The organism is Pseudoalteromonas sp. BDTF-M6, assembly GCF_018334135.1.
Lineage (GTDB): Bacteria > Pseudomonadota > Gammaproteobacteria > Enterobacterales > Alteromonadaceae > Pseudoalteromonas.
Genome location: NZ_JAGXTQ010000005.1, coordinates 78,308 through 103,251 on the forward strand (window position 1 = coordinate 78,308; position 24,944 = coordinate 103,251).

Genomic DNA, 24,944 nt, shown 5'->3' on the forward strand with positions numbered 1-24,944 from the left:
AATTTACGGAAAGCATGCATGAGTGTAAGCACACAACTCCAACAGGCACTACAAACTCATATCGACAAGCACCAGGCTCAGTTCAACTCTAACCCCATGACTTATATTGACCCGGAGTCACAAAGCCCAGCTGCCATCAGCGGCACCGAGCAGGGTGATCAGGTTCAGTGGCAAGTTTATGTGCGCGACGATAACGCAACCTTGAGCGATTTAGCCATGGCGCTGGAGGTTGAATTCCCGGCGCAATTGGAGCAGCTATTTTGCTGCGTTTACAGTGGTAACCTACCGGCGCAAATCGATGGTCATGGTATCGAGCTGCTATTGCCATGGAATGAAGAAGACTTTGTCCGCTTACAGCAAAACATTACCGGCCATGTACTGATGAAGCGCCGCTTAAAGCAGCAGGATACTGTGTTTATCGGTTTAACCGAGCAAGATGATCTACTGCTGACGGTACGTTTAAACGATGGTGCGGTATGCCTCGAGTATGTCGGCAAGGAGCCGCACCATGTATTGGCCGAGAATATCAGCGCCTTATTAGACGCCATTGAGGTGATCTGATCCTATTGATGATCCCAGGAAATATTCGAGACCAGCTCGCAGCGCTCGCAGCGAAAATCGAATAAGCCAAACCAAGGCTCGGCGAGTGCCCACTCGCCATCGCAGCCAGGGCAGCGACGTTGCAGCTCTTGTTGCAGGCTTTCGCCACCAACTCGGTATAAATAGTAATACACCGGCTTTTTGGTGAGAAAACGAATCCGCTTGCTCAAGTCCAGCCCACGGCGGCTAAGTGAACTATCCAACAGGCTTAATTCATCAAGGGCCGCAAATTCTGCTCGAGTAGCACCATTAATTTGCAGTTGGTCGCAGGCCTGCCAGTCTTCTTGCCACTTTATTAAGGTCTTGTAGTCGCCATTGGCTATGGCGGGTATGTTATAAAGCGGCACCGGCAGAAAATCATCGCCGCAGTACAGGGGGCTGCAGGTATGCAAATAAGTGGTATAGAGAATATAACAGCTTGGCTCGGAGCAGGCATCGGCGCTGTTGGCATGAATATCCTGACCGATCACCTTTACTTTCGGGGCCAGCAATCCGGCCTCGTTAAGCTTGTTGATTGCGTGTTTAACAAAAGGGCTGTGATGCAAGGGATGCAGCGAGTCTTCTTCTGGGCACATCACCCGGGTAAGGAAGTAGCCCTCTTTTAATACCGTTGGAAATTCGTCGCCGATTATCTGTCCGTTCGCGCGCAGCGCCACCACCATTTGGTTGATCGCCTGCTCGGCGTCGGCTAATTGAGTATCTTGATAACAGTCAAAGGTTAAATCGGCAACAAACATGCTTACTTCTTGGCTTCTAATAAAGCCAATAGTTTATCAAGTTTTTTCTCTATGCGATCCAGTTGCGATGATTTTTGTTGCGATGTCTGCGCACTCGGTTCGATCACCATATTCTTAAAGGCTTCTGGATTGTTTTTATACTGGCTGACCGCTGCGATGATCATCGGCATGGGCACCGGCTCGCTTAACATGGATTTGGTCAGGGCTACGGTGGGGGTTTTGTTTTGAGCCAATAGGGCTTTGATCGCTTCAAACACCACAGGGTTCATTGTGCTAGGTCCTCTTACTGAAAATCGACGCATTATAAAAGCAGATTCGCTCGGGAGCGAAGAATATCCGCGCAGTGTAGTGCGATTTTGCTGAACCCAAACTGTCCGCAGACTAGGCGCTGGCACCAGGCCAGCCGGCAAATACCTAATGTCTTAACTGAGCGTCAAGAATATCAATGAGTTCCGCCCAATCCGCATCTTCGGCGAGGGATTCACTAATGAAGTGACGTTGCGCATTGGACCAAAAAGGGGCGTCAGCCAACTTAAGATCGTTGCCTAGTTTGTGATTACTTACAAACTGTTCAATCTGGCTATCGCTGCTGGGTAAACCCAGTTGTTCAAACAGCGTATTCATAGTGTGCTTTGAGGTATCCATGAGTTTCTCAATTTTGTCGATAACAACTATGTTTAAATATAGAACAACAATGATAACAAGGAAATTCTATGTCAGTGACCCTCGATTACAGCGTCAAGTACCTCACACCTGAGGATTTAAACGTAGCCGCCAGTCTGATCTATCAAGCCTACCATAAAGACCCTTTGATGAGAGAGTTGCTGCAAGGCGAAGATCAATCTCAACAGCACTACGAGAAAAAGTTGCGCGCTTTAATTCGTGAAGAGCTGCATACGTTTTGGCAATCCAAACAGCCTTTGGTGGGGTTATTTGTCGAGGACAGATTACAGGCCATCGCTTGTGTGTTTGCCTCGGCGGCTTCTATGCCGGCGCAGCGATACTGGCATTGGCGGTTGAAATTGATGATGAGTGCCGGTTACCTGACCACCCAGCAATTGATCGAAAAAGAGCAAACCATACGCAATGCGCTACAAACCATGGGCAATTACTTATTTATTGCCTTTATTGCCGTGGCGCCGCAAAACCAGCGTCATGGTTTAGGTCACTACCTACTCAATAGCCTCGATACTCTGATGCAGGAAGATAATGCCCTCAAAGGCATGGCGGTATTTGTTACCCAACAACCTCATATCGACTTTTTTACCAGCCATGGTTTTGAGGTATTGCAGACGCTGAAATTTAGTAAGGTCAGCGGAGAGCTGCTATTCAAACATAAAAGCAATGGCGTATAGGGAAGTTTGTTTGTAGGAAATATCTCACATTGATGTGCGGGATCCCTGTTTCTTGCTTCCTAAAATTTAAGCAAAATAAACACAACGCTATGAATTGTAAGTGTTTTCCATTTATGTCATTTAAATGACATTGTTCTCAATTGATTCATAATGGCTGCACTGACGACATTTTTCTCTATCATTATAAGGGTCAGGAAGACAAGGGTGCAGGGAGCGCCGGGCCAAGGAAGGGATAGAGGCCAATAAAGCAAGGGCGTGCAGGACGAGTAAGGGACTAGACGGTTTAGGATAACCGTTCAAGGACTGGAGCACAGGATGTGCAGGGAAGGCTTGGAGCCTAGGAATAGCCAAGATGGCAAGTGGACACTTCAGGATGAAGCAGGAATTAGGGCACGGAATGCTGTCGGTTAAGATAGGTAATCGAACCAGGAAGGTAAAAGGACGACCACAATGGTCAGCGATATAGGATATCGCACAGGGAAGAGACGGATTAGGGCGTGACTTTGGTCACGCCTTAGTTTTATGCATTATATTTTGTGTGGGGGAATGTCTTTGCCGTGCAGGTGCTCGTTGTCCATGTACAGTTTGCCTTGATACAAGCTCTCTCCATCGCTTGAAAACTCGAACAAATACGTACTGCGTATCCCCAGCTTACCATTAGTTAATATACCCATACGCCATTTAAGGCAGGCAACGCTAACCAGCTGTACACCCAGTTGTTGGCACTGGTTTTGCGCATGTATTCGCGCCGTTTCCGCCAACTTGCGGCGATACCAAAATAAGCCGATCACCGCCGCGACCAGCATCAAAATCCACAAAGTAACCACTAAGAGAACAAGCCTCCAATTGCCCGCGATAGCGCTTCTGAGCGTTGCTCGCACCGTAACATAGCTAAGACATGGGGGCGCAGCGTTGGGATTGCAACGAGATCCGCAAACAGGCTGGCAAAAATAGCTTGCTCGGATTTTATTTGTGCACTTTTTTCCATGAATGCGGCTAAGCGTTCGGGCTCCTGAAGGTGGCTCCATAGACGCCCAGCAATCACCTGACAAATATCTGCATCTTGGCTCCAACTCGACGCCAGTACTAGATCGACAACGGCACCGCTTATTCCCGTAGCAGGGGCAAAGCTGATAGCCCTTAGGGCGTCAATCAACAGGGCCTTATCGCCTTGGGTTAAGGCGTCTTGTATCGATTGGTGCAGCATTTCCGCAACCGCCGTCGACACCGGAGTGTTTTCTAATTGTGCCGCCAAAGGTTGGCGCACTTCCACCGGAAGATTTGCCCAGGCGCTGCATAACAACTGCTCGTTATCACCTTGGTTCAAACGCGCGGCAAAATCCGCCAGTCCCTGTACCGCGATGCTCTGCCATTGGTGCCAACCCAGCTTACCGCTGAAGTACAGCTGGGTGTGCTCATAGTACTGGGATGCACTTTGGCGCAGCTCTACCTTGATATGGGCATTAAAGGCGGCGCGTTTGTTAGCGTTGGGGGTAAACACATAGGGGTTGTTATCGAGCTTACTTTGCTCTTGCTCATCGCCCAGTAGCTGGGTGCCCACGGCCTCTAGCACCATGTTGGCGAAGTGGTCGCGACTGGCGGCAACCAATTTGCTTTGCTCATCCAGCGGCAACTTTAAAAACCACACATAGGGTTCAGCGGAGGCCTTGGCATCCCAGAATTGAATGGCGAGTAAGGCATGCTGAGCCAATGGGAAAGGGTAGGGCTGATTGGTCGCCTCGATATCGGCAAAGGTGGCCTTATCTAATTTCTGCACGCGACGGCCAATGTCGTACACCCGCCAGGTGGTGCCTGCGGCGTCGAGTAACTCGGCTAAGGTGGCAATATTTGCAGTCATGGGCTGCTCCTAGAAATAAAATTCCGCAAATTATAGGCATATTGCGTCATCAACCCAAGGGAAATGCTATGATGGCGGCTGCGAAAATTACTTATTCCTAGGGTCTGTTTATCTTTGCGGTTTACTTTATGTTCAATCTAAACGCATTCTGATCACGACGCTCGTTATGCTGCATAGTATTTTATGTACATAGCGAGCAACACAGAGCAGGAGGCGTTTAGATAAACCCGCAGGGCAGCGTTTGTAGCGCATTTCTACTTTGTTGTTACATGTTCATGTAGAATAACTACACCACACATGTGCCGCCTTGTATAAATACACTACAAACTGCTGCAGAAACAAACAACAAAGGTTAACAGACCCTAATATGTACGACAAAACCGCGATGCTGTTACAGCAGCTAGAAACTCAGCTACAGGCACATCAACTGTGGCAACAAGAGCCCATAGATGCGCAGTTACTGCACTCTCAGCAACCCTTTTGTGTCGATACGCTGCGCTTTGAGCAGTGGTTACAGTTTGTCTTTATCGTAAAAATGCGCGAATTGGTGCAACGTCGAGCGGTGTTACCAAGTAGCATAGCGCTGACTCCCATGGCCGAGGTACAGTGGCCCGGTCGTTACTTGAGTGTGCATAGGACACTAGAAGCCATAGATTTGCACCTAAGCGCAGATAAGGGGACCGCTGATGAGTGAGCAAGCGCAGGCCCAGGGACAGGAAATCGAAGTGGTGGCCGTTGAGCCTTTGCAAATCCTCTATCGTGATGAGCATTTTATTGCGATAAATAAGCCGTCCGGCCTGCTGGTACATCGCTCGCCCATAGACAAAAGAGAAACTCAGTTTGCGATGCAAATGCTGCGCGACCAAATAGGCCAGCATGTTTACCCCTTGCATCGCCTCGACAGGCCCACCTCCGGTATACTCTTGTTCGCCCTCAGCAGTGAGGCGGCGCGGGACGCACAGACCTTGTTCAGCGACAAGCTGATCCGTAAACGTTACTTGGCTTTGGTTCGTGGCTATGCGCCACAGCAGCGTCTGATAGACAGGCCGTTAAAAGAAAAGCTGGATAAAATCGCCGATAAATTTACCGACACCAATAAAGCGCCGCAAGAAGCGCAAACCGAGGTACATTGCCTGCATCAGGCAAGCTTGCCAGTGAGCCTGGGTAAATTCCCCAGCGTGCGCTATTCGCTGGTGGAGTGCTGGCCAAAAACAGGGCGCAAGCATCAGATACGTCGTCATCTCAACGGCATTAACCACCCCATTATTAATGACGTAAACCACGGCGATAACACCCAGAATCATTTTTTTATCGATCACTTTGGCTGTGCGCGCTTAATGCTGTTTGCAACCGATCTGTACTTTGTGCATCCTTATACGCAAACAACCATTCATATTCGTGCACCGCTTGGTGAGCAGGCCCTGGCTATTTTCGCGCGCCTGGGCTGGCCGCAAAGTGAAGAAAGTTATTAGGGTCTGTTTATCTTTGCGGTTTACTTTATGTTCAATCTAAACGCATTCTGATCACGACGCTCGTTATGCTGCATAGTCATTTTATGTACATAGCGAGCAACACTGAGCAGGGTGCGTTGAGATGAACCCATAGGGCAGCGCTTGTAGCGCATTTCTACTGTGCTGTTACATGTTTGTGTAGAATACTACACCACACATGTACCGCCTTGTATAAATTCACTACAAACTGCTGCAGAAACAAACAACAAAGGTCAACAGACCCTATGTAAAGGACAATTAATGGCAACCATCAGTATTTTTTACGGCAGTGTGTATGGCGCCGCCGAGCGTCTTGCCGAGACCCTATGCGCTCATATTAACGAATTAGGAAGCAACGCTAAGCTCGTGGATAACCCTCAGGTTGAAGATATTATCGCTGCCGAACAGATCCTGGTGGTTACCTCGACCACGGGGCAGGGTGATTTGCCAGACAACATTTTGCCGCTCTATTTAGGTTTACAAGAGCAGTTTCCATTGCTCGGCGCTAAGCCCTGCGCCGTGATTGCCCTAGGCGACAGCAGTTATGGTGAGACCTTCTGCGGCGGTGGACGCCAGTTTGAGGAGTTGTTGATTGAGCTGCAAGGCAAGATCATTCAACCACGTTTGGATATTGATGCCATGGTTGATTTTGACCCCGGGCCCGTGGCACTGCCTTGGGTAGAGCGCTTGGTCGCACAGTCGTAAGTACACCGCTAAGATATAAAAAAAGCGCTCAAAAGAGCGCTTTTTATTTTTATGATAATCAATTGCTTAGGTGAATATTATCCGCGTTTCACATCGACTATCAGTTTTAATTTTTGCCCCGGTTGCAGGTATTTTTTGCTGTCCAGTTTATTCCACTTTTGAATATCACTGACGCGCAGACCAAATTGCGAGGCGATGCGAGAGAGGGAGTCGCCACGACGCACCTTATAGGTGATGGTGCGGTTGACACTCTTGATGGCTCCCGAGTTGGCCGACTGGCGAATTTTTAATTTTTGTCCAAGGCGCAGTACCGCATTGTCTTTAAGGTTATTCCAGGCCTTCAGCTGGGCCAGGGTGACATCGTACTCACGGCTAAGATCCCACAGGGTATCACCGGATTTTACAGTATGGCTGCGAGTGACACTTGAGCCACCGTTCACCGCTAGGCGGACACGCTCTGGCAGGTGCGCCGCGCCCTGATCCGATAAGGGGATCATCAGCGTTTGTCCAACGCGGATGTTGGTCGACGATAAAGAGTTAAGGCTTTGAATGGCTTTAACATTGGTGTTGTGTTTGCGGGCTATCAAGGACAGGCTGTCGCCGGAGCGAACTTCATACTGTTGCCAGCGCATGCGGTCTTTCAGTTGTGCCGTCGCTAGACGCTTTTCGAAGCGCGCTATGCTGTCGAGCGGCAATAATAAATGATGCGGCCCTTCAGGGTCGCTGGCCCAGCGGTTAAAGGCTGGGTTCAGACGGTATAGCTCCGATAGGGAAATGCCCGCCATTTTTGCCGCCATCTCAAGATCGATTTGCGTACCCGCGTCGACCCGGTCCACGACCTGGGCATTAACGATTTTATTCCAACGCACGCCAAACTCGTCATGACGTTTAAGCAAGTCGGCAAGCGCGAGTAGTTTAGGCACGTAGGCGGTGGTTTCTTTAGGCAGATCCAAGGACCAAAAATCCGTGGGTAAGTGTTTGCGGCGGTTCTTCTTAATGGCGCGCATTACCCGGCCTTCGCCCGAGTTATAGGCGGCAATGGCATTAAGCCAGTCACCCTCGAGGGTTTTGTGCAGATAAGACAAATAATCCAGCGCAGCGCGGGTAGATTCGGTAATATCACGGCGACCGTCGTACCACCAGTTTTGCTTCAGCCCAAAACGCTTGCCGGTTTGCGGCATAAATTGCCAAATGCCGCTGGCGCTGCGGTGGGAGTAGCCGTAAGGATCAAAGGCACTCTCAACAATGGGTAGCAGAGCGATCTCTATGGGCATCTGCCGCTTTTCAACTTCTTCAACTATGTAGTAAAGGTATGGCTCGGCACGTTTGGAAATGCGATCCAAATAGGCCTGATGACGCGCATAATAATTACGCTCGGTCACCACCGGACGGTTTTGTGGGACATCGATGGATAGCTGAAAGCGAATACGCTCCCACACATCATCAAATACCGGAACCGGTTCTTCTTCTTCACCCAGTTGTCCATCATCCAATAATTCCAGGGTCAGTGCTTCGCTGATCTCCTGCGGGCTGGCGCCATTGTCCGGTAACTGCGCCACCGGGGTCGTATCGGTTGCGGTACAACCCGTTAATAATGCCAACAACAATGCCAGCGAATAGGTAATCTTGTTCATGGACCGTTAATTTTTGATTAATCTGCGCGCATACTAGCAAAAAGTTATGAGCGCAGACAAATTTTGCCCTGTTTTTACTGGGGAAGGTGTCGGCCTAAAAATTATCTTTCCAGGCTCGCAGGGCGGCAAACTTAGCGTTGGGTTCGTCATCTTGTGGTCGAAACTGCGGGGGGATGGCACCAAGGGAGATGACATCGGCACGCAAGAAAGGGTTGATGCGCTTTTCCAGGCCTATGGTGCTTGGCAGGGTGATGATATCCTGCGCTCGCTTGGTCTCGACCTGGTGTTGATAGCTTAAAACCGCTTCGTTATGAGGCTGACTGGCGGCGGCAAACTGCATGTTGGCCTGGGTGTATTCGTGAGTGCAATACACTAGGGTTTTATCATCCAGGGCACGAAAGACCTGCATCGATTGCCACATTTGCTCGGCGCTTCCCTCAAAAAGGCGCCCACAGCCGCCGCTAAACAAGGTGTCGCCACTAAATACCAAGCCTGCGCCAAAATAACAAATATGATCTAAGGTGTGTCCTGGGGTCGCGCGAACCTGAAAATCATAATTGAGTACCTTGAGCGTATCGCCGTCGCTCAGTGCGACATCGACATCGGTAAATGGGCTGTTTTTGGGCCCGTATACCGTTATTCCTGGATAGGCGAGCTTGAGTGCCGCCACCCCTGTGGTGTGATCCCAATGATGGTGGGTAATAAGAATGGCCGCCAGGGTCTTGTTCTGTTCTTTAAGATAGGCGAAGACTGGCTCCGCCAGGCCAGGGTCGACCACCACCACCTGTTTATTATCGCTACCTTGTAGCGCCCAAATATAATTATCCTTATAAGCTTTGATTGCCTCTACTTGCGCCATCGACCATTGCTCTATATCGTTATCATATTCCTAGTATAACGAGCTAATTGTGTGAAACCAGCACTGAGTTTGCAAAGACATCCGCCGCCCCATGCCTGGGGGCAGTTTCCCCATGGCGAGTATCTGCAAAGCGATATCGAGCGCAAGATGCAGCCCTGGCTGGAGCGCATGTTTGGCTATCACCTGTTGAAAATAGGCGATCTCAGCGTGCAATTGGATACCTCGGCAAGCCCCATTAAGCATCAGGTTGGCGTGGCGGCGCGTACGCCGCAGGCTGGGGTGATTGCCGAAGTGGATGAACTGCCCTTTGCCGAGGGCAGTGTCGATGCCTGCGTGCTAAGTCTGTGCCTGGAATACAACACCGACCCTCACCATATACTCAGGGAAGCCCATCGCACCCTGATAGCCGGCGGCTATATTGTGATCACCGGCTTTAATCCCCTTAGTTTTTGCGGCCTGGCCTGTTTAATTCCTTTTAGCAGGCAAAAGCTGCCCTGGAGTGGTCGTTTCTTTACTCCCTCACGGGTTAAAGACTGGCTTGATTTACTGGGGTTTGAACTGATCGCCGATGAGCGCTTTTTACATGCGTCCCTAGCGCGTGGCTCGCGGCTGTCACGCTTTGCGCGCTGGCGTAGTTTTTGTCGTCACTACCTAAAGCCCATGGGCAGTGTATATATGCTGGTGGCGCGCAAAAGGGTAACGCCTTTGACGCCAATCAAACCCAAGTGGCACGCTCGCCCAACGTTTAAGCCCGCTATCAAAGGAGTGGAGGTGAGCCGCCAGCGGCGCGCCAACAAAAGGTTAAAGGGTTAGGGCGCCTTGTAGATTAAAGGGCACGGCGATATCCATCAGCCTTGGTTTATTCAGTGTTGCATCACGTTGCTGGCGTTGGGCGATAAAGTCCCCTTGCGCTTGTTGCAGATGCACGTTTTCCTGGCGCTGCTCGGCAATGGTGCTGTGGCAATCCAAAGCACGGCCGTTGGGCTGATAATCATGACAAACCCAGACCTTGGTGTGCTCGGGTAGCTCAAGCAGACGGACAATGGAGTCGTAAAGCTCGGCGGCACTACCATTAGGGAAGTCGCAACGGGCACTGCCGGAATCCGGCATAAACAAGGTATCGCCAATAAATACATGACCCTGACAATACAGGCTAATGCCATCCGGGGTGTGTCCCGGAGTGGCAATCACTTGAATATTTAGCTCACCCAGCGCCAAGGAATCGCCATCTTTTACATGTACATCGAACTGTGAACCATCGGTAACACAATCAAGTTGATAGATGGGTTTAAGGGTTCGTTGGACCTCGGTGATATGCTCGCTGACCACAATTTTCCCCGCGCTTTGCTGACGCAGGTAGGCACAGGCGCTGAGGTGATCGGCATGAACATGAGTTTCGATGATCCATTCTAGCCGTAACTGATGTTTAGTGATGAAGGCCAGTAGCTTGTCGGCACTGGTGTAGCTGAGCGTCTTGGACTCGCTGTCATAGTCGGCAACGGCATCGATCACCGCCGCCACTTTCGTTTCGGTGCAATAAAGAATGTAACTCAGGGTGTTACTGTCATCATGGTAAAAGGGAATGACCTTGAGTGACATAGCTATTCCAAAATTAGTTATAAGTTATATCCATTCGTTATATAACATTCACACCCTTGAGTAAAGTTAGCCTCGGCCAACGGCGGCGGCATCTTTGGGACTAAGCTTGATAGCCCTCATCCACTAAAAGGTGATTGCTCATGGCCGCATCTCGGGCTAAATCATCAACGATTTCATTTTCGTCATGACCACTGTGGCCCTTTACCCAGTGCCATCTTACCTGGTGGCGAGCACGTGCGGCGTCGAGACGCTGCCACAGATCCACGTTTTTCACCGGCTGTTTACTGGCGGTGCGCCAATTGCGCTTTTTCCAATTGTCTATCCAGCTTTCAATGCCCTGCTTAACGTATTGGCTGTCGGTGGTGATATCGACATGGCAGGGGCGTTTTAAGGATTCCAGGGCGACAATGGCCGCAAGCAGCTCCATACGATTATTGGTGGTGTTTTTATAACCTTGGCTGAGCGTCTTCTGATGCTCCCCATAGCGTAACAACACCCCGTAGCCGCCCGGTCCAGGATTGCCCAAACAGGAGCCATCGGTATAAATTTCTACGCTTTTTTGCACGCTTTTCCTTGTTATTATGTACAATGACCAAAGCAGCAAAGATAGCAAATATGGGCGTAAACTGATATGGCGCAGAGACAAATAGTACTCGATACTGAAACCACGGGCATTAACCCCAAAGACGGCCATCGCATTATTGAGATAGGGTGTGTGGAATTAGTTAATCGCCGTCTGACCGGCAACAACTTTCACGTTTATATTAACCCACAACGGGGTATCGAAGACGAAGCCATAGATGTTCACGGTATTACCACCGAATTTTTAAAGGATAAGCCCCTGTATCATCAGGTAGCCGACGAATTTCTCGACTATATTCGCGGCGCTGAGCTTATCATCCATAACGCGCCGTTCGACGTCGGCTTTATGGATCATGAATTTGCCTTGCTCAATCGCGGACTGCCAAAAACCGAGGACGTATGTCAGGTCCTTGACACCCTGGTTATGGCCCGAAATATGCACCCGGGTCAAAAGAACAGTTTGGATGCGTTATGCCGTCGCTATGATATAGATAACTCAAAGCGAACCCTGCACGGCGCATTGCTGGATTCCGAGATTTTGGCTGACGTCTACCTGGCCATGACCGGAGGCCAGAAAAAGCTGAACTTAGCGCAAAATAACGAACAACAAGACAGCGCCAACAGCGGCGGTATTATCCGCTTGCCGGGCGACCGAGCCCCGCTCACTGTGATCAGCGCCAGCAATGAAGAACTGGCAGCGCACGAGCAGCGTTTGGATTTGGTTGCCAAAGAGGGTGGCAGCTGTTTATGGCGCGGTGAATAAATACCGCGCTTTAAAACAGGGAAATAATATGACACGCACTAATGCACGCATTATTGCAAGCCTAATGACGGGCCTTGTGTGCCTCAGTAGCCTGGTGGCCCCGCTAGGTTTTACTGCGCTTGCCAGTGAGCAGGATAAACTGACCCTGCTATCTAAGGGCAATGAGTTGCCGTTGCTAAACAACCGCTTTCGCATCGACCATGACGTTGACAAAATAACCCTGCTTTTTTTTCGTCGTCCCGGCTCACCTGCCGTGGTCTTGGTGCGCCCCGATGGCAGTAAATTGTATGCCCCGCACGCGCTTAATGACGAGCAACTGCAATGGCACGATGAGCGCGGTTATGATCTGATCGAGTTGCGCAACCCCATGCCTGGTCCTTGGCAGGTGGTGGGTCAGATCCTTCCCGAAAGCCGGATCATGGTGTTGGGCGATATTTCCTTAGAAGTGGATACCTTGCCGCCTTTATTGTTTCGCGGTGAGATCATCAAGCTGACCGGGCGTGTACTCAATGACGGCGAACAGGTTGAGGTGGGGCATTTCCACGAGGTGATTAATCTGCAGGTGGACTTTGTCAGCACCAACAACAATGAATTTACCAACTTTGGCGCCGGTACCGAGCATGTCGCCGACTTTAAAGACGATGGCCGCGGTTTTGATGAGCGCCCCGGTGATGCCATTTTTACCGGCGAGTTCCGCCTCGACTTTGCCCCTGGCCAGTGGCGCCCGGAAATCGCCTTAACCACGCCGCTTATTCAGCGTAAGGTGGTGCAAGAGCCGGTGGTGGTCAAAGAGCCGCCATTAGCCTATGAACTGATTAAGGGGGAGAGCGGCGCGGACCATGAGCTGGTATTTCGCCTTGACCCCGAGCTGGTTAAGCCAGAGTCGGTGTTGCTACAAGGGCGCATCTTCTATCCCAATAATGATGAGCAAGCCTTTTCTATACCCGCCAGCGCCTTAGCTGAGCGTCGCCTCAAGGTGAGCAATTATGAGCGCGGTCGTTACGAGATTGAGGTAGAAATGTTTGCCACCAATATCAATGGCCGTGAGTTTATGGCCAATTTACCGAACCATGACTTTGTCATCACCCGGCCCATAGAAAAAGCGGTTAAGACCTCAGCGGCGATGTCTGCGTCGGCACCAAGCTCAGTGTCGGATGATGTGCTAAGCGTAAATACAGCTGCTGGCGTTGAGGACCAATTTCAGTCTCGGACTCAAGGTGAGGGGCTGGAAAATACCTTTGAAAATGTGCTGCTGGTGGCACTGGGTAACTTGGTTATTTTGTTGTTCGGTGGCGTGTTGATCCGCGTTTTAGTGTTGAAAAAGCCCGTAATGGCAGGTGTTAATTTACTGTTTTGGCGGAAAAAACAACAAAGCCGGTTACATGCCCCACAAGCAAACTTCGGTAAAAATGGTTCAAAAAGTGATAAATCAGGTGAAATTTTAAACCTTTCGATGTCAGATGACTAAAAAAGCCTTAAAATTTCAAAAAAACTGTTGACTCACCAAGGGGTGATTCGTATCATTCACGCCGCTGTCAGGGCAGAGTCCTGAACAGTTTGGATAACGCGGAGTGGTAGTTCAGTTGGTTAGAATACCGGCCTGTCACGCCGGGGGTCGCGGGTTCGAGTCCCGTCCACTCCGCCAATTATCCTAGTTTGCTTTCTCTGCGGAGTGGTAGTTCAGTTGGTTAGAATACCGGCCTGTCACGCCGGGGGTCGCGGGTTCGAGTCCCGTCCACTCCGCCATTTAAGCAAACACAATATTCCTTCGCGGAGTGGTAGTTCAGTTGGTTAGAATACCGGCCTGTCACGCCGGGGGTCGCGGGTTCGAGTCCCGTCCACTCCGCCATTAGGAATAGTTAAAGAATATAGATACTGCGGAGTGGTAGTTCAGTTGGTTAGAATACCGGCCTGTCACGCCGGGGGTCGCGGGTTCGAGTCCCGTCCACTCCGCCATTTTATATCTCTTTAGTACATGCAATTCAGCGCTTCTGCGGAGTGGTAGTTCAGTTGGTTAGAATACCGGCCTGTCACGCCGGGGGTCGCGGGTTCGAGTCCCGTCCACTCCGCCATTTAGCCTGAAAATATGTACACACATCATTACTGCGGAGTGGTAGTTCAGTTGGTTAGAATACCGGCCTGTCACGCCGGGGGTCGCGGGTTCGAGTCCCGTCCACTCCGCCATTTGCTTCTCCCCTTAAGCAAAACTTCTCCCTTAAAAGTCCCTAAAAACCTTAGTTTCTATAGTCTTTATTTAAGAAAAACCAGGCAAAAAAATAGCCGGTGTCTGTCACCAGCTATTCGTATTCAGGCTTTTTCATCCGTTAGCTATCGCTTATTCGCCCTTTAAGTACTTATCCAGAAAGCGAACATAAGCGTCAGAGGCGGCAATCCGGTTTTCCCGTTTGCTAAAACCATGGCCTTCATCGTCAAACAGCACGTATTCAACCGGAATACCATTAGCTTTCACCGCCGCTACCAGTTCATCGCTTTCTACTTGCAGCACCCGAGGATCGTTAGCGCCTTGCACTACCAGCAAGGGCTTGGTGATGTTTTTAGCGTGGAACAGTGGCGAGATGCGACGATGGCGCGCTTCGTCCGTGGCCGGATCGCCCATTTCGTCATAAAGCGACTTCTTAAAGCTTTCCCACCAGGGTGGAATGGAGGTGAGCGTACGCACCCAGTTGGTCACACCGAAGATATTAATGCCGACCTCAAACTCTTCCGGGGCAAAGGTCAGCGCCGCCGCTGTCATGTAGCCGCCGTAGCTGCCGCCCATAATGCCGATTTTATCGCCATCGACCCAATCCAGCGTTTGCAGGTGTTTTTTGCCGTAGATGATGTCTTGCAGATCGTCTTCACCGTGTTTTTTATCATCAAGGTGGAAAAAGGTTTTGCCATAGCCTGAACTGCCGCGATTGTTGACCGCAAAAATGGCATAGCCATGATTCACTAAGTGTTGTTGCATGGCGCTGTAACCGGTGCGGCTTTGTCCGCCTGGACCACCATGCACCCAAATAAGGGCAGGAACCTTATTGTTTGCAGAGGCTTGTTTAGGCTTGTAGAGAACCCCGGGTATGGTTAGACCATCAAAGCTTTTAAAGCGGACAATTTCACTGCTTACCAGGTTGTTTTCGTCAATTTCCTCGCTCAGGGTGCTGGTCAGGCGCAGTGCCTGCTCGCTGCCTATTTCCCAGTGATAGAGGTTTCGAGGGCTGGTATCCGAGCTCAGATAAAAGGACATAAAGCGCTCGTCATGACTAAATTCAACGCCGCTGAGCGTGCCCTTGGGAAGCGACCTCGGCAGGGTTAACTGCTTATTGGTGCTGGTGTCGAAAATACTGACCTCGGTGCTGGCATCGGCATTGACGCCGCTAACCATATAGCGTCCAGTCTCTGAAAAGCGTAGAAAACTAATATCCCAATCCGCTTTCAGGGCTAGGCTATGTTCATCGGTGGCCAGGTCGTAACGCCAGAGCTGGCGAAACTCACCCTTGGCATCGGTGGCATAGTAGAGAGACTGACCATCGACGCTAAAATCCCAGGCATTGTAATTGGCCGGTTCATTGTGGGCACTTAGTAGGGTTGGCTTGGCACTGCGTTTTAGGGTGTCGAGCAGGTAAAAGTCGCTGTCGCGGTTACTGTTGGTTTTATTTAAGGCGATAAATCGGCCGTCTGGGCTAACGGCGGCGACATTAAACCCCTGTTCGTTCTTATAAACCAGTTCGGCGGCATAGGTTTTGGCATCGTACTTGTACAAGTCCATAAACTTAGGGTCGCGCTTGTTACTCAGCACATAGAAGTTGGTGCCGTCTTTACTAAACCCGACGAAACCGGCGCGGGTTTGCTCGCCCGGTGTTAAATCCGTGATGGTACCGTCGAGTTCACGCACAAACAAATGGTGTAGTTCATTACCGCCGTTATCGCGGCGAAACAAGATGCGGTCATCGTTTGGGTAATAGCCGACGCTGTAGGTGCTGTCTTGCGCATCGGTGATCTGGGTACGACTGCCGTCGCTTACCTTGACCTCGTAAAGGTTATAAATGCCCGTCTCGTCGCTGCTCAGCAGCAGCTTCTCACCCGTGTGGTTAAAGCTGTTGCCACGCAGGCTAACGGTGTCGAAAAAGGTTTGCGCACTGTAGGTGGGCATAGCAGCAGCTGTTGCTTCCACAGATATAGGTGCAGTGACTTGGTTTTGGGCCGTAGTAGAGGTGCCCGATTGGCATCCACTTAGGGCCAGGGTTAACGCGGCAGCCAGGCTGGTCGCGACCAAGGTTTTAGACATGGTTCTCATCCTTAAAGTTATTATTATGGCGTTAACAGTGTTTGCTTAGGCAGGCGTAAATGCAAGAAAAGTGTGGAATTTATCGCCAGTAAATTGTTAGCAAATTTAACGGGCATAAAAAAAGCCGGCGGCGGCCAGCTTTTTAACAGGATGTAGCTAGCTTTAGCCTAAGCGGCTGAAGCCTTTTTACTTGTTTGCTTACGCGCCGCTTTACCGGCCAATAGATCGGCAGGGTCGAAGTCGTCCACATTAATGACATCAAGGCGCTGCTTTTCAACGTCGCACAGGCGCTGTGCTTCGTCTTCGGTAAGTACACCGGCTTCGAGGCCTTGCTCGGCAATTTTATCGAGCTGCATAAAGGCCAGTTTCTTACCTGTGGCGCGGCAGACCTTATCGAACAGTGGCTCGACTGCAAGAATATCGCGCAGGGCTTTTTCTTGATTGCCGAGCAGGCTGTTAGGCCCTTCGCTTAAGAAAATATGCTGTGCCAAACGCGTACGGGTTTCGTTTGGCGTTTGCAGTAGCTGGGCAATCACATGCTCTTGCTTGTCGGTCGGCTTGCGTACCGGACGACCCCAAGGGAAGAGGATCACCTTAAGCAAACCACGCAGTGGTGCAGAAGGCATGTTGTTGATCAGATCCGCTAGGGCACGTTGACAGCGATACAGGTACTCTTGGCAAGCCCAGCGTACCAGAGGCAGGTCTTCTTTTTGACGACCTTCATCGTCATAGCGTTTTAGCGTTGCCGATACCAGGTAGAGATAACTCAGCATATCACCCAGGCGCGCAGATATGCGTTCTTTGCGTTTTAATGAGCCGCCAAATACCGCCATACAAATGTCTGACATCAGTGCCAGTGAGGCACTGAAGCGGGCTGCATCGCGATAAAATTGTGCAGTCTCATCTTTAAAGGGCACCGAGGTAAAGCGGGCACCGGTTAGTGCCAACCACTTGGTACGTACCAGATTAGAGATGGTGTAGCCGATATGGCCCATTAGCGCATTGTCGAACACATCCAGCGCTTCTTTTTGGTCTTCTATGGTGGTGGCGTTCAGCTCGGTCAACACGAACGGGTGACAGCGGATCGCCCCTTGACCATAGATGATCATATTACGGGTCAGTATGTTGGCGCCTTCTACCGTGATGGCAATGGGAGCACCCTGGTAGCCGCGGCCCAGGTAGTTGTTCGGGCCAAGACAGATGCCCTTACCGCCGTGTACATCCATGGCATGCATGGTGGACTCGCGCATTTGTTCGGTAAGGTGGTATTTGAGGATAGCAGACACTACCGAAGGCTTCTCGCCCATGTCTACCGCACCGGTCGACATGGCCACCGCTGCGTCGCTGGCATAGGCATAGCCGCCCAGTTTTGCCATGGCTTCTTCAACGCCTTCCATTTTACCAATAGGCAGGCGGAACTGGCGGCGAATACGGCTGTAGGAACCGGTCGCCAGGGCCAATGACTTAATGCCACCGGTGGAGTTTGAAGGCAGGGTGATCGCACGGCCGACCGACAAGCACTCAACCAGCATACGCCAGCCTTGGCCAGCCATTTTTGGGCCACCGATAATGTAATCCAAGGGGACGAATACGTCCTTGCCCTGGGTTGGTCCATTTTGGAATGGCACATTCAGTGGGAAATGGCGACGGCCAATGTCCACGCCTTCCATATCGGTTGGGATCAGTGCACAGGTAATGCCCAGTTCTTTTTTGTCGCCAAGCAGGCCATCCGGATCTTGCAGTTTAAAGGCCAGACCAAGGACGGTAGCAACCGGTGCCAAGGTGATATAGCGTTTATTCCAGGTCAAGCGAATACCCGTTACTTGTTCGCCGTTAAACTCACCCTTACATACCACACCATAATCCGGGATGGCACTGGCATCTGAACCAGCCTCCGGTGAGGTCAGTGCAAAACACGGGATTTCTTCACCGCGCGCTAAGCGTGGCAGGTAATGATCTTTCTGCTCCTTGGTTCCATAGTGCTGTAGCAATTCGCCCGGGCCTAACGAGTTTGGTACACCGACAATTGAGGACAGCAAAGTGGATTTACTGGTGAGTTTTTGCAGCACACAAGACTGGGCATAGGCAGAAAATTCCAGGCCACCGTATTCTTTTTTGATGATCATGGCGAAGAATTTGTTGTCTTTCAGGTACTGCCATACCTCGGGCGGTAGATCTGTTAATTCATGGGTCGCTTCCCAGTCATTAAACATGCCACACACTTCTTCAACAGGGCCGTTTAGGAAGGCCTGCTCTTCGGCGCTTAGTTTTGGCGCCGGATAGTGGTGGAGTTTTTTCCAGTTCGGGTTGCCGCAGAATAGGTCTGCTTCCCACCAGGTGGTACCGGCGTCGATGGCCGACTTTTCGGTCTCGGACATGGTGGGCGTGACTTTTTTAAAGGTCTTAAACAGCGGCTTTGTCAGGTATTGCTGGCGAATTGTGGTAACCGACAGGGGCACCGCAATAAGCAAGAAGACCAACCAACTGATAAAGCCAAAGGCTCCGGCGAAGGTGCCGATTAGCATGGTGGCAATCGCCAAGCCCAGGCAGGTGTTGTAACTGGCTCTGTGATAGCTGGCGTAGGACAGCACGACAATGAGCGCGAGTAAAAAAAGGAGTGTCATAATCTTATTCCTTGTTAGAGGTCTGACCACTACCGAGTAGATTAGCGTTACTCTATGGGGGTTGCAAGCTCTGTGTTTAATTATAGGGCTGTAAATCAGTTTGTTGCTTAATATTTCTCGGTTTTTTAGGAGTTTATGTGTGCGAATTGCTTGGCATGTCGGCCAACGTCCCCACGGATATTTGTTTTAGTTTCACTGGCTTATTAGAGCGCGGCGGTAATACCGGCCCGCACACCGATGGGTGGGGCATTACCTTTTATGAGGGTAAGGGATGTCGCTCGTTTAAAGACCCTTTACCGAGCGCTGAGTCGGAAATCGCCAAATTAGTGCGTGCGTACCCCATTAAAAGTAAGTCGGTGATCAGCCACATTCGTCAAGCTAATCGGGGTCGCACCTGCTTGGAGAATACCCACCCCTTCACTCGGGAGCTTTGGGGCAGGGAGATCACTTACGCGCATAACGGTCAGCTGTCTAATTACAATGACTTAAAGCCAAGCTTCTATCAGCCGGTGGGCAATACCGACAGTGAGCTGGCGTTTTGCTGGTTACTGGATAAAATTCGCGAAAAGTACCCCAAACGCCCCGCCAATATGGCAAGCGTATTTCGCTATGCGGCTAAATTAGCGCACCATCTACGTGAGAAGGGTGTGTTTAATATGTTGTTGACCGACGGCGTTCATGTCCTGGCGTATTGCACCAATAATCTGCATTGGATCACCCGCCGCGCTCCCTTTGGCAAGGCGACCCTGATCGACACCGATCTGGTGGTGAATTTTCAAGAAGAAACGACGCCCAACGACATAGTTACCGTGATAGCCACGCGACCGCTTACCAATGACGAGCGCTGGCATAAGATGGAAGCGGGAGAATTTGCTCTGTTTAAGTTAGGGGAAAAGATTTAGTTAGGCTCGGCGCCTAATTAGGCGCCAGTAGTTACTGTTTTTAGGCCTGCTCTGAAATGCGCTGCTCAAGATCGCGTTTAACGATTGCTAGGGCGCTTAAGGCCAATTGCGGGTCTATGTTATGTTGCTCCAGCAACATGATCAAATCCACCGCCAGTTTAACCTCATCCGGGGCATCATCTAGGGACTTGTCTGAATTCTCCATGGGTACCTCGTTTTGCTATTAACCCGCGGGCTACTTGGATCGCAGCCTGCACCTGCAGCCGCATGTGCGCGGCTTCCTCTGAGGAAAGATAAAACAACATGTCGACATCGGAGCGGATATAGCGCGATGGCAGTTGATTTAGTACGGTGCAGCTGAGGTCGGCCAGGGTGTCTTCATCATACTGTTGTTGCAGCTGTTGCTGCGCCATTTCTTCAACTACGAGCTTTTCATAATAATTATGAACATCGTCATGTAACTTCATGAATTCTATGCCCTAACCTAATTGATATCCAATTATCATAGCGCACCTAGGAGCGCTGTCCAGCAAATACTGGTAGTATCACGGGGCCTTATTTGTAGCTATAGTAGGCACTTAGCAGCAACTGCCAATGCACGTCCACCACCTGCTCCAGATTGCGTTGGTAACCGCCGCCGAGTGCACAGCATAATGGGATGTTTTTTTCCTTCGCCATGGTCATCACTTGGGTATCGCGTTGGCGAACCGCTTCAAGGGATAAGGACAGGGTGCCCAGTTCGTCCTCGGCCACCACATCGGCACCGGCGTTATACAAGATGATATCTGGCTGATGCAGGCGCAGTACCAGATTCAGCGCCGTTTCCAGGGTTTCCAGGTAGAGGCCATCATCGCAGCCCGTTGGCAGCGGGAAATCATAATCCGAGCGCTGTTTTAAGCGCGGAAAGTTCTGCTCGCCATGCAAAGAGAGGGTGATAATGTTCTCATCTTCGTCAAGTATACTGGCACTGCCGTCGCCTTGGTGGACATCCAAATCGAGCAGTAGCACGGTATCAACCCGCCCTTGATGTATGAGCTCTCGCGCGGCAATGGCCAAGTCATTGAAGATACAGTAACCACTGCCATGGCCGGCAAAGGCATGATGGTAGCCGCCGGCCAGGTTTATGGCGAGGCCATGCTCTAATGCACAATAGGCGGCACCAAGAGAGTTGCCGACAGACTGTAAGGTGCGTGCCACCAGGGTATCACTATGGGGAAAACCGATGCGCTTTTGGGCGCTGGCGGGCAGGGTGCCGTCAATAAAGTCGGCTATATACTCGGGGGTGTGTGCTAGGGCCAGTTGTTGCTGCGAGATAGGCTCGGCACAGCGCAGCCGAGCCGCTTTGCTCAGCTCAGGATGCAGCATTAGGCGTTCATGTAACAGTCGATACTTATCAATGGGAAAGCGGTGGTGCGCCGGTAAGGGCAGTGCCGAATACAGGGGGTGATAAAAGAGGTTCATCGCTGCTGCTGTTTTTCCGCGTATTGAATGCGCTCTTCGCAGGCACCAATAGCCTTGCGACAGCGTCCCAAGCGCGCATGCAACGCCAGTATCTCTTTATTTAATAGCGTCGCCTGCTCACCTTTGGCGAGATGCAATTGCTGTTGGCGCTCGTTGATCATCTGCTCTAGGCGGCGTTCAAACTCATGGTTTTTGGCCAGCTCCTGGTAGAGCTCATTGGTAGGTTGAATGATCTGTTGCACCGCCTTTTGGTACTTCCTCGCTCGGGCGCTGGGCGTGTTTTCCTTTTCCCACACCGGCGTCGCCTTCAATACTTTGACTATGGCTTCTATCTGCTCGCTGAGCTGGGTGAGGGCAAAGGCGTATTGATGGCGTGCTCCTTGGAATTGGCTGTGGCTTAGCCGCTCTAACTGTTGTTCAACTTCATCTACATAGTCGACTAACTGCATGCTTCTGGTGTTGAATACAGAGCGTTCAAACAAGGTATGTTGGGCCTGCATATAGCGATTTTTGGCAAACCATTTAGCCTTATCGAATTGTTCGGCATCAGCACGCAGGCGCTGAACCGTGTGTTTTAATCGAGTCAGAGCATCGCCGCGGGTCATTACAGATAGGCCTCGTACACAAGCTTTAGTGCTAGCACAATCACCACGGTGTTAAATACCGGGCGGATCACCTTAGAGCCAAAGCGAATGGCCGAGTGGGCACCCAGCCAGGCGCCGAACATTAAAAACATCCCCATGGTAATGCCGAGAATAAAGTTCACATGGCCCAAGGCGACAAAGGTGATAAGAGAAATAAAATTGCTGACAAAATTCATGGACCGGGCCAGGCCGCAGTTCAACAATAAATTCATCTTGTACAAAACACTGTTGCTGGCGGTCCAAAAAGTGCCGGTGCCCGGGCCGGCGATACCGTCGAAAAAGCCCAACGCGAGGCCTTGTAGCCATTGCTTAACACGCAGCAAAGGGGTGAGCACGGGTAATTGATCGCTTTGTTCGGGACTAAGCTTGCCGAATAAGGAATAAATGGCCACCAGAATGATCACCACGGGGATGAGTTTATTCAAAAACTCTATGCTGAGACTATCGACGATCAAGGTGCCTATGGCCGCACCTATGGCGGTGGCGACAATTGAACCGGCCCAAAATGCCGGGTCGAACAGGCGCTTACGATAATAGGTAATACTGGCGGTCAGTGAGCCAAAGCTGGCGGCTAACTTATTAGTCCCCAGAGTCAGATGGGGCGGCAGTCCTGCGGTTAACAGCGCTGGAACAGTGAGCATGCCGCCACCGCCGGCAATGGCATCAATAAAACCGGCAGCCAATGCCACGGCACACAGTATGGCCCAGGTTGAGGGGTCGATCGCTAATTCAAACATGATCAGTCAATTTGTCTTTTAAATGGCGGTAACGTATCAAGCATCGCCTTACCATAACGTTTACTGACTAAGCGTCTGTCGTAGATAGTAATGCGACCGCTATCGCGTTCTTTGCGCAGCAGTCTACCACAGCTTTGTACTAATTTCTTTGCCGCATCGGGCACCGTAATGGATAAAAACGGGTTGCCTCCCTTGCTTTGTACAAACTCGGCCTGAGCTTCTTCAATGGGTGAGGTAGGCACCGCAAAAGGGATCTTGGTGATCACCAGATTAGTCAGGTAATCACCCGGTAAATCAAGACCTTCCGATAGACTTTGCGTACCGAACAACACGCTGCCCTGACCGTCATCGATGCGCTTTTTATGGCGGCGCACTAGGGCATCTCGGGATATTTCACCTTGTACCAGTATGTCCCAACCCTGTTTTCGAAGACGTTCGGCGACATGCTGCATTTGCCAGTAAGAGGCGAAAAGCACCAGGTTAGCCCGCTTTTTTTCTAAACTCTGGGGCAAGGCTTTGACCAGATAATCACTAAAGGCTTTGTCTGTGGGTTCACATTCGGTTTTTGGGATATGCAGCAGGGCTTGCTGCGGGTAGTCGAACGGCGAGGGCACCTTGATAAATTTAACGCCGGCCTCGCCAAGCAGGCCGCTTTCATGGGCGAAATGTTCAAAGGAGCCCAAGGCCGTGAGTGTGGCCGAACAGAGCACCGCGCCGGCGCATTCGCGCCATAACTTGTCTTTAAGATAAAAACCCACCTCGATGGGACAGTCGCTGAGCAGGTAATCATGGTGATTTTTATACTCCATGCGCTTTATCCAGCGGGCATGGGGCACGCTTTCACTGTGCTTGCTGTAGCTCGACCAGAGCTTGTGCAAGGTTTCTAAGCGGGCAATGTATTGGCCGCTCTCGGCAAGCATGGGTTCGGCGATAAAGCCCTTAACATCGCCATCGTTAACATCGCTGCTCAGCGCCTCGTGCATTTTATTTAGGGTTCGCAGCGCCGTTTTTACGGCCTCGCCTATGTCTTGCGCCTGCTGTGTCAGTTGTTCGGGCAAACGGCCATGGGCAAAGCGATAGGTCTGGTCTTCGTTGTATTCATAGGCGGCGCTATCAAGCATGGTCAGCACGGCTTTATGGCCACGGCCGATATCGTCGACGGCATCGTTAAGTTTAAATTGGCTGCCCGCAGCGCTGGCACTGAAAATGGTTTGCGCCATTTTGCCGCTGAATTTAAGTAACTTCTCAAGCCAATCCTGGGTGCCCTTGATGGTGGCCGCGGCGGAGGAAAAGTCCCGAGTGATATGGGCCAGGTGATGGGCCTCGTCGATAACGTAAATACAGTTTTCCGGCTCGGGTAAAATGACCCCGCCACCGAGCTCAAGGTCGGCCAACAACAGGCTGTGGTTGGCAACCAGCACGTCCATTTGCGCAATTTTGTTGCGTGCCAGGTGAAAGGGGCAGGTTTGGTGCGCCTTCATTTGTCGTTGGCAGGAATGCTTATCGCCGCTGATCAGGCCCCACACCCTATCCGGGATCACATCGGCCCAAGAGTCTCTGTCTCCCTGCCACTGCTTATTGCTATAGGCCTGGTGTAATTGCTTCAGGCACTTTTGCTCCATCTCACTGAGCGGCGAGCTCAACGTCGGCATCAGTGCCATTTGCTGATCGTCGCCATTGACGGCATTTTCCAGCTTATGGGCGCAGATATAGCGGCCGCGTCCCTTGACCAAGTCATAGCTAAAGGTTAAGCCGCTGTGCTCGGCAAAAAAAGGCAGCTCTTTATATAGCAGTTGCTCCTGCAGGGCGACCGTGGCCGTGGAAATGACCAGTTTTTTATTGGCTTTTAAGGCAATGGGCAGGGCGCCAAGGCAATAGGCCAGGGATTTACCCGTACCCGTGCCCGCCTCGATAACACAGATGCGTTGCTTTTTGTCATACTCCCCGGCCAGGGTTTTGGCTATTTCCGCCACCAGGTAATTCTGACTTGGCCTGGGCCGATAATCTTCAAGGCTGGCGGCGATCCGCTGATGAGCGGTACGTATGGTCTTTTTAAGCGGATCGGAGAGCATGATTTGACTTATGTATATATTTACAGTGCTGATATTC

26 protein-coding genes and 6 tRNA genes are annotated in these 24,944 nt (G+C 51.0%); 15 read left to right on the forward strand and 17 right to left on the reverse strand.

What is annotated here, in order from left to right; all coding sequences use genetic code 11:
* Positions 1-18: 18 nt before the first annotated feature.
* Positions 19-561: a SecY-interacting protein gene (gene syd / locus KD147_RS12645; RefSeq protein ID WP_212548105.1), complete on the forward strand. Its 543-nt coding sequence runs from the start codon at positions 19-21 to the stop codon at positions 559-561.
* 2 nt (positions 562-563) lie between these two features.
* Here the strand turns inward: syd and KD147_RS12650 are convergent, their stop codons facing one another.
* The 3 genes from KD147_RS12650 to KD147_RS12660 all read right to left on the reverse strand — a co-directional run bounded on the left by KD147_RS12650 (position 564) and on the right by KD147_RS12660 (position 1,982).
* Positions 564-1,337: a Zn-ribbon-containing protein gene (locus KD147_RS12650; protein WP_105255119.1), complete on the reverse strand. Its 774-nt coding sequence runs from the start codon at positions 1,335-1,337 to the stop codon at positions 564-566.
* A gap of 2 nt (positions 1,338-1,339) precedes the next feature.
* Entirely contained in the window at positions 1,340-1,606 is a 267-nt protein-coding gene (locus KD147_RS12655) for a hypothetical protein (protein ID WP_105255120.1), read from the reverse strand.
* 145 nt (positions 1,607-1,751) lie between these two features.
* Positions 1,752-1,982, reverse strand: a complete 231-nt coding sequence (locus tag KD147_RS12660; RefSeq protein WP_105255121.1) for a DUF2789 domain-containing protein — start codon at positions 1,980-1,982, stop codon at positions 1,752-1,754.
* Positions 1,983-2,050: 68 nt separating this feature from the next.
* Here KD147_RS12660 and KD147_RS12665 point away from each other — a divergent pair, with 68 nt between their 5' ends.
* A complete protein-coding gene (locus KD147_RS12665) occupies positions 2,051-2,692 on the forward strand; it encodes a GNAT family N-acetyltransferase (protein WP_105255122.1) in 642 nt (213 codons plus the stop codon).
* 527 nt (positions 2,693-3,219) lie between these two features.
* Here KD147_RS12665 and KD147_RS12670 read toward each other — a convergent pair.
* Both KD147_RS12670 and KD147_RS12675 read right to left on the reverse strand, forming a co-directional pair.
* Complete coding sequence (locus tag KD147_RS12670; RefSeq protein ID WP_105255123.1) at positions 3,220-3,519, reverse strand: DUF3301 domain-containing protein; 300 nt, start codon at positions 3,517-3,519, stop codon at positions 3,220-3,222.
* The gene (locus KD147_RS12675; RefSeq protein WP_105255124.1) at positions 3,519-4,550 is read right to left on the reverse strand and encodes a DUF3549 family protein; all 1,032 of its coding nucleotides are present in this window, start codon (positions 4,548-4,550) and stop codon (positions 3,519-3,521) included. The genes KD147_RS12670 and KD147_RS12675 overlap by 1 nt, the downstream gene beginning before the upstream one ends.
* A 367-nt stretch (positions 4,551-4,917) precedes the next feature.
* Here KD147_RS12675 and KD147_RS12680 point away from each other — a divergent pair, with 367 nt between their 5' ends.
* The 3 genes from KD147_RS12680 (at position 4,918) to KD147_RS12690 (ending at position 6,745) form a co-directional block, all read left to right on the forward strand.
* A complete protein-coding gene (locus KD147_RS12680) occupies positions 4,918-5,244 on the forward strand; it encodes a YqcC family protein (RefSeq protein ID WP_212548106.1) in 327 nt (108 codons plus the stop codon).
* Positions 5,237-6,022, forward strand: a complete 786-nt coding sequence (truC, locus tag KD147_RS12685; protein ID WP_212548107.1) for a tRNA pseudouridine(65) synthase TruC — start codon at positions 5,237-5,239, stop codon at positions 6,020-6,022. The genes KD147_RS12680 and truC overlap by 8 nt, the downstream gene beginning before the upstream one ends.
* Positions 6,023-6,301: 279 nt before the next feature.
* Positions 6,302-6,745 carry a flavodoxin domain-containing protein gene (locus tag KD147_RS12690; protein ID WP_212548108.1) on the forward strand — a complete coding sequence of 148 codons (444 nt, stop codon included), beginning with the start codon at positions 6,302-6,304 and terminating at the stop codon, positions 6,743-6,745.
* A 77-nt stretch (positions 6,746-6,822) separates the two neighbouring features.
* Here the strand turns inward: KD147_RS12690 and KD147_RS12695 are convergent, their stop codons facing one another.
* Together KD147_RS12695 and gloB are read right to left on the reverse strand one after the other, a co-directional pair.
* Positions 6,823-8,379: a LysM peptidoglycan-binding domain-containing protein gene (locus KD147_RS12695; protein ID WP_212548109.1), complete on the reverse strand. Its 1,557-nt coding sequence runs from the start codon at positions 8,377-8,379 to the stop codon at positions 6,823-6,825.
* Positions 8,380-8,473: 94 nt separating this feature from the next.
* Positions 8,474-9,238: a hydroxyacylglutathione hydrolase gene (gene gloB, locus KD147_RS12700; protein WP_212548110.1), complete on the reverse strand. Its 765-nt coding sequence runs from the start codon at positions 9,236-9,238 to the stop codon at positions 8,474-8,476.
* A 51-nt stretch (positions 9,239-9,289) separates the two neighbouring features.
* Here gloB and KD147_RS12705 point away from each other — a divergent pair, with 51 nt between their 5' ends.
* Positions 9,290-10,051: a class I SAM-dependent methyltransferase gene (locus KD147_RS12705; protein ID WP_212548111.1), complete on the forward strand. Its 762-nt coding sequence runs from the start codon at positions 9,290-9,292 to the stop codon at positions 10,049-10,051.
* On the opposite strand, the gene KD147_RS12710 is transcribed toward KD147_RS12705, so the two are convergent.
* Positions 10,040-10,837, reverse strand: a complete 798-nt coding sequence (locus tag KD147_RS12710) for an MBL fold metallo-hydrolase (RefSeq protein ID WP_212548112.1) — start codon at positions 10,835-10,837, stop codon at positions 10,040-10,042. The genes KD147_RS12705 and KD147_RS12710 overlap by 12 nt on opposite strands.
* Positions 10,838-10,937: 100 nt before the next feature.
* The gene (gene rnhA, locus KD147_RS12715; RefSeq protein WP_212548113.1) at positions 10,938-11,402 is read right to left on the reverse strand and encodes a ribonuclease HI; all 465 of its coding nucleotides are present in this window, start codon (positions 11,400-11,402) and stop codon (positions 10,938-10,940) included.
* 66 nt (positions 11,403-11,468) lie between these two features.
* On the opposite strand from rnhA, the gene dnaQ reads away from it, so the two are divergent.
* From dnaQ to KD147_RS12755, 8 genes are all read left to right on the forward strand, one after another.
* Positions 11,469-12,182 (forward strand): DNA polymerase III subunit epsilon, encoded by a 714-nt coding sequence (dnaQ, locus tag KD147_RS12720; protein WP_105255133.1) that lies wholly within the window; start codon positions 11,469-11,471, stop codon positions 12,180-12,182.
* Between the two features lie 28 nt (positions 12,183-12,210).
* Positions 12,211-13,650 (forward strand): TIGR03503 family protein, encoded by a 1,440-nt coding sequence (locus tag KD147_RS12725; RefSeq protein WP_249319265.1) that lies wholly within the window; start codon positions 12,211-12,213, stop codon positions 13,648-13,650.
* A 100-nt stretch (positions 13,651-13,750) separates the two neighbouring features.
* Positions 13,751-13,827: transfer RNA gene (locus KD147_RS12730), tRNA-Asp, on the forward strand.
* A gap of 24 nt (positions 13,828-13,851) precedes the next feature.
* Positions 13,852-13,928 (forward strand) — tRNA-Asp (locus KD147_RS12735).
* A 26-nt stretch (positions 13,929-13,954) separates the two neighbouring features.
* A tRNA-Asp gene (locus KD147_RS12740) sits at positions 13,955-14,031 on the forward strand.
* Positions 14,032-14,061: 30 nt separating this feature from the next.
* A tRNA-Asp gene (locus KD147_RS12745) sits at positions 14,062-14,138 on the forward strand.
* 39 nt (positions 14,139-14,177) lie between these two features.
* Positions 14,178-14,254: transfer RNA gene (locus tag KD147_RS12750), tRNA-Asp, on the forward strand.
* Between the two features lie 35 nt (positions 14,255-14,289).
* Positions 14,290-14,366, forward strand: a tRNA-Asp gene (locus tag KD147_RS12755).
* A 151-nt stretch (positions 14,367-14,517) separates the two neighbouring features.
* On the opposite strand, the gene KD147_RS12760 is transcribed toward KD147_RS12755, so the two are convergent.
* Entirely contained in the window at positions 14,518-16,467 is a 1,950-nt protein-coding gene (locus tag KD147_RS12760; protein WP_212548114.1) for a S9 family peptidase, read from the reverse strand.
* Between the two features lie 167 nt (positions 16,468-16,634).
* Entirely contained in the window at positions 16,635-19,091 is a 2,457-nt protein-coding gene (gene fadE / locus KD147_RS12765) for an acyl-CoA dehydrogenase FadE (protein WP_212548115.1), read from the reverse strand.
* 137 nt (positions 19,092-19,228) lie between these two features.
* Between fadE and KD147_RS12770 the strand changes: the two genes are divergently transcribed.
* Positions 19,229-19,993: a class II glutamine amidotransferase gene (locus KD147_RS12770; RefSeq protein WP_105255136.1), complete on the forward strand. Its 765-nt coding sequence runs from the start codon at positions 19,229-19,231 to the stop codon at positions 19,991-19,993.
* Positions 19,994-20,033: 40 nt separating this feature from the next.
* Here the strand turns inward: KD147_RS12770 and rsmS are convergent, their stop codons facing one another.
* From rsmS to dinG, 6 genes are all read right to left on the reverse strand, one after another.
* Positions 20,034-20,198: a pleiotropic regulatory protein RsmS gene (gene rsmS / locus KD147_RS12775; protein ID WP_105255137.1), complete on the reverse strand. Its 165-nt coding sequence runs from the start codon at positions 20,196-20,198 to the stop codon at positions 20,034-20,036.
* Positions 20,170-20,460: a late competence development ComFB family protein gene (locus KD147_RS12780; RefSeq protein WP_105255138.1), complete on the reverse strand. Its 291-nt coding sequence runs from the start codon at positions 20,458-20,460 to the stop codon at positions 20,170-20,172. The genes rsmS and KD147_RS12780 overlap by 29 nt, the downstream gene beginning before the upstream one ends.
* Before the next feature lie 88 nt (positions 20,461-20,548).
* Entirely contained in the window at positions 20,549-21,454 is a 906-nt protein-coding gene (locus KD147_RS12785; protein ID WP_105255139.1) for a histone deacetylase family protein, read from the reverse strand.
* On the reverse strand, positions 21,451-22,059 hold the full coding sequence (locus tag KD147_RS12790; protein WP_105255140.1) for a primosomal replication protein: 609 nt from the start codon (positions 22,057-22,059) through the stop codon (positions 21,451-21,453). Before KD147_RS12790 ends, KD147_RS12785 begins: the two co-directional genes overlap by 4 nt.
* A complete protein-coding gene (locus KD147_RS12795) occupies positions 22,059-22,835 on the reverse strand; it encodes a TSUP family transporter (RefSeq protein WP_105255141.1) in 777 nt (258 codons plus the stop codon). Before KD147_RS12795 ends, KD147_RS12790 begins: the two co-directional genes overlap by 1 nt.
* Before the next feature lie 2 nt (positions 22,836-22,837).
* On the reverse strand, positions 22,838-24,907 hold the full coding sequence (gene dinG / locus KD147_RS12800; protein ID WP_212548116.1) for an ATP-dependent DNA helicase DinG: 2,070 nt from the start codon (positions 24,905-24,907) through the stop codon (positions 22,838-22,840).
* Positions 24,908-24,944: the final 37 nt, after the last annotated feature.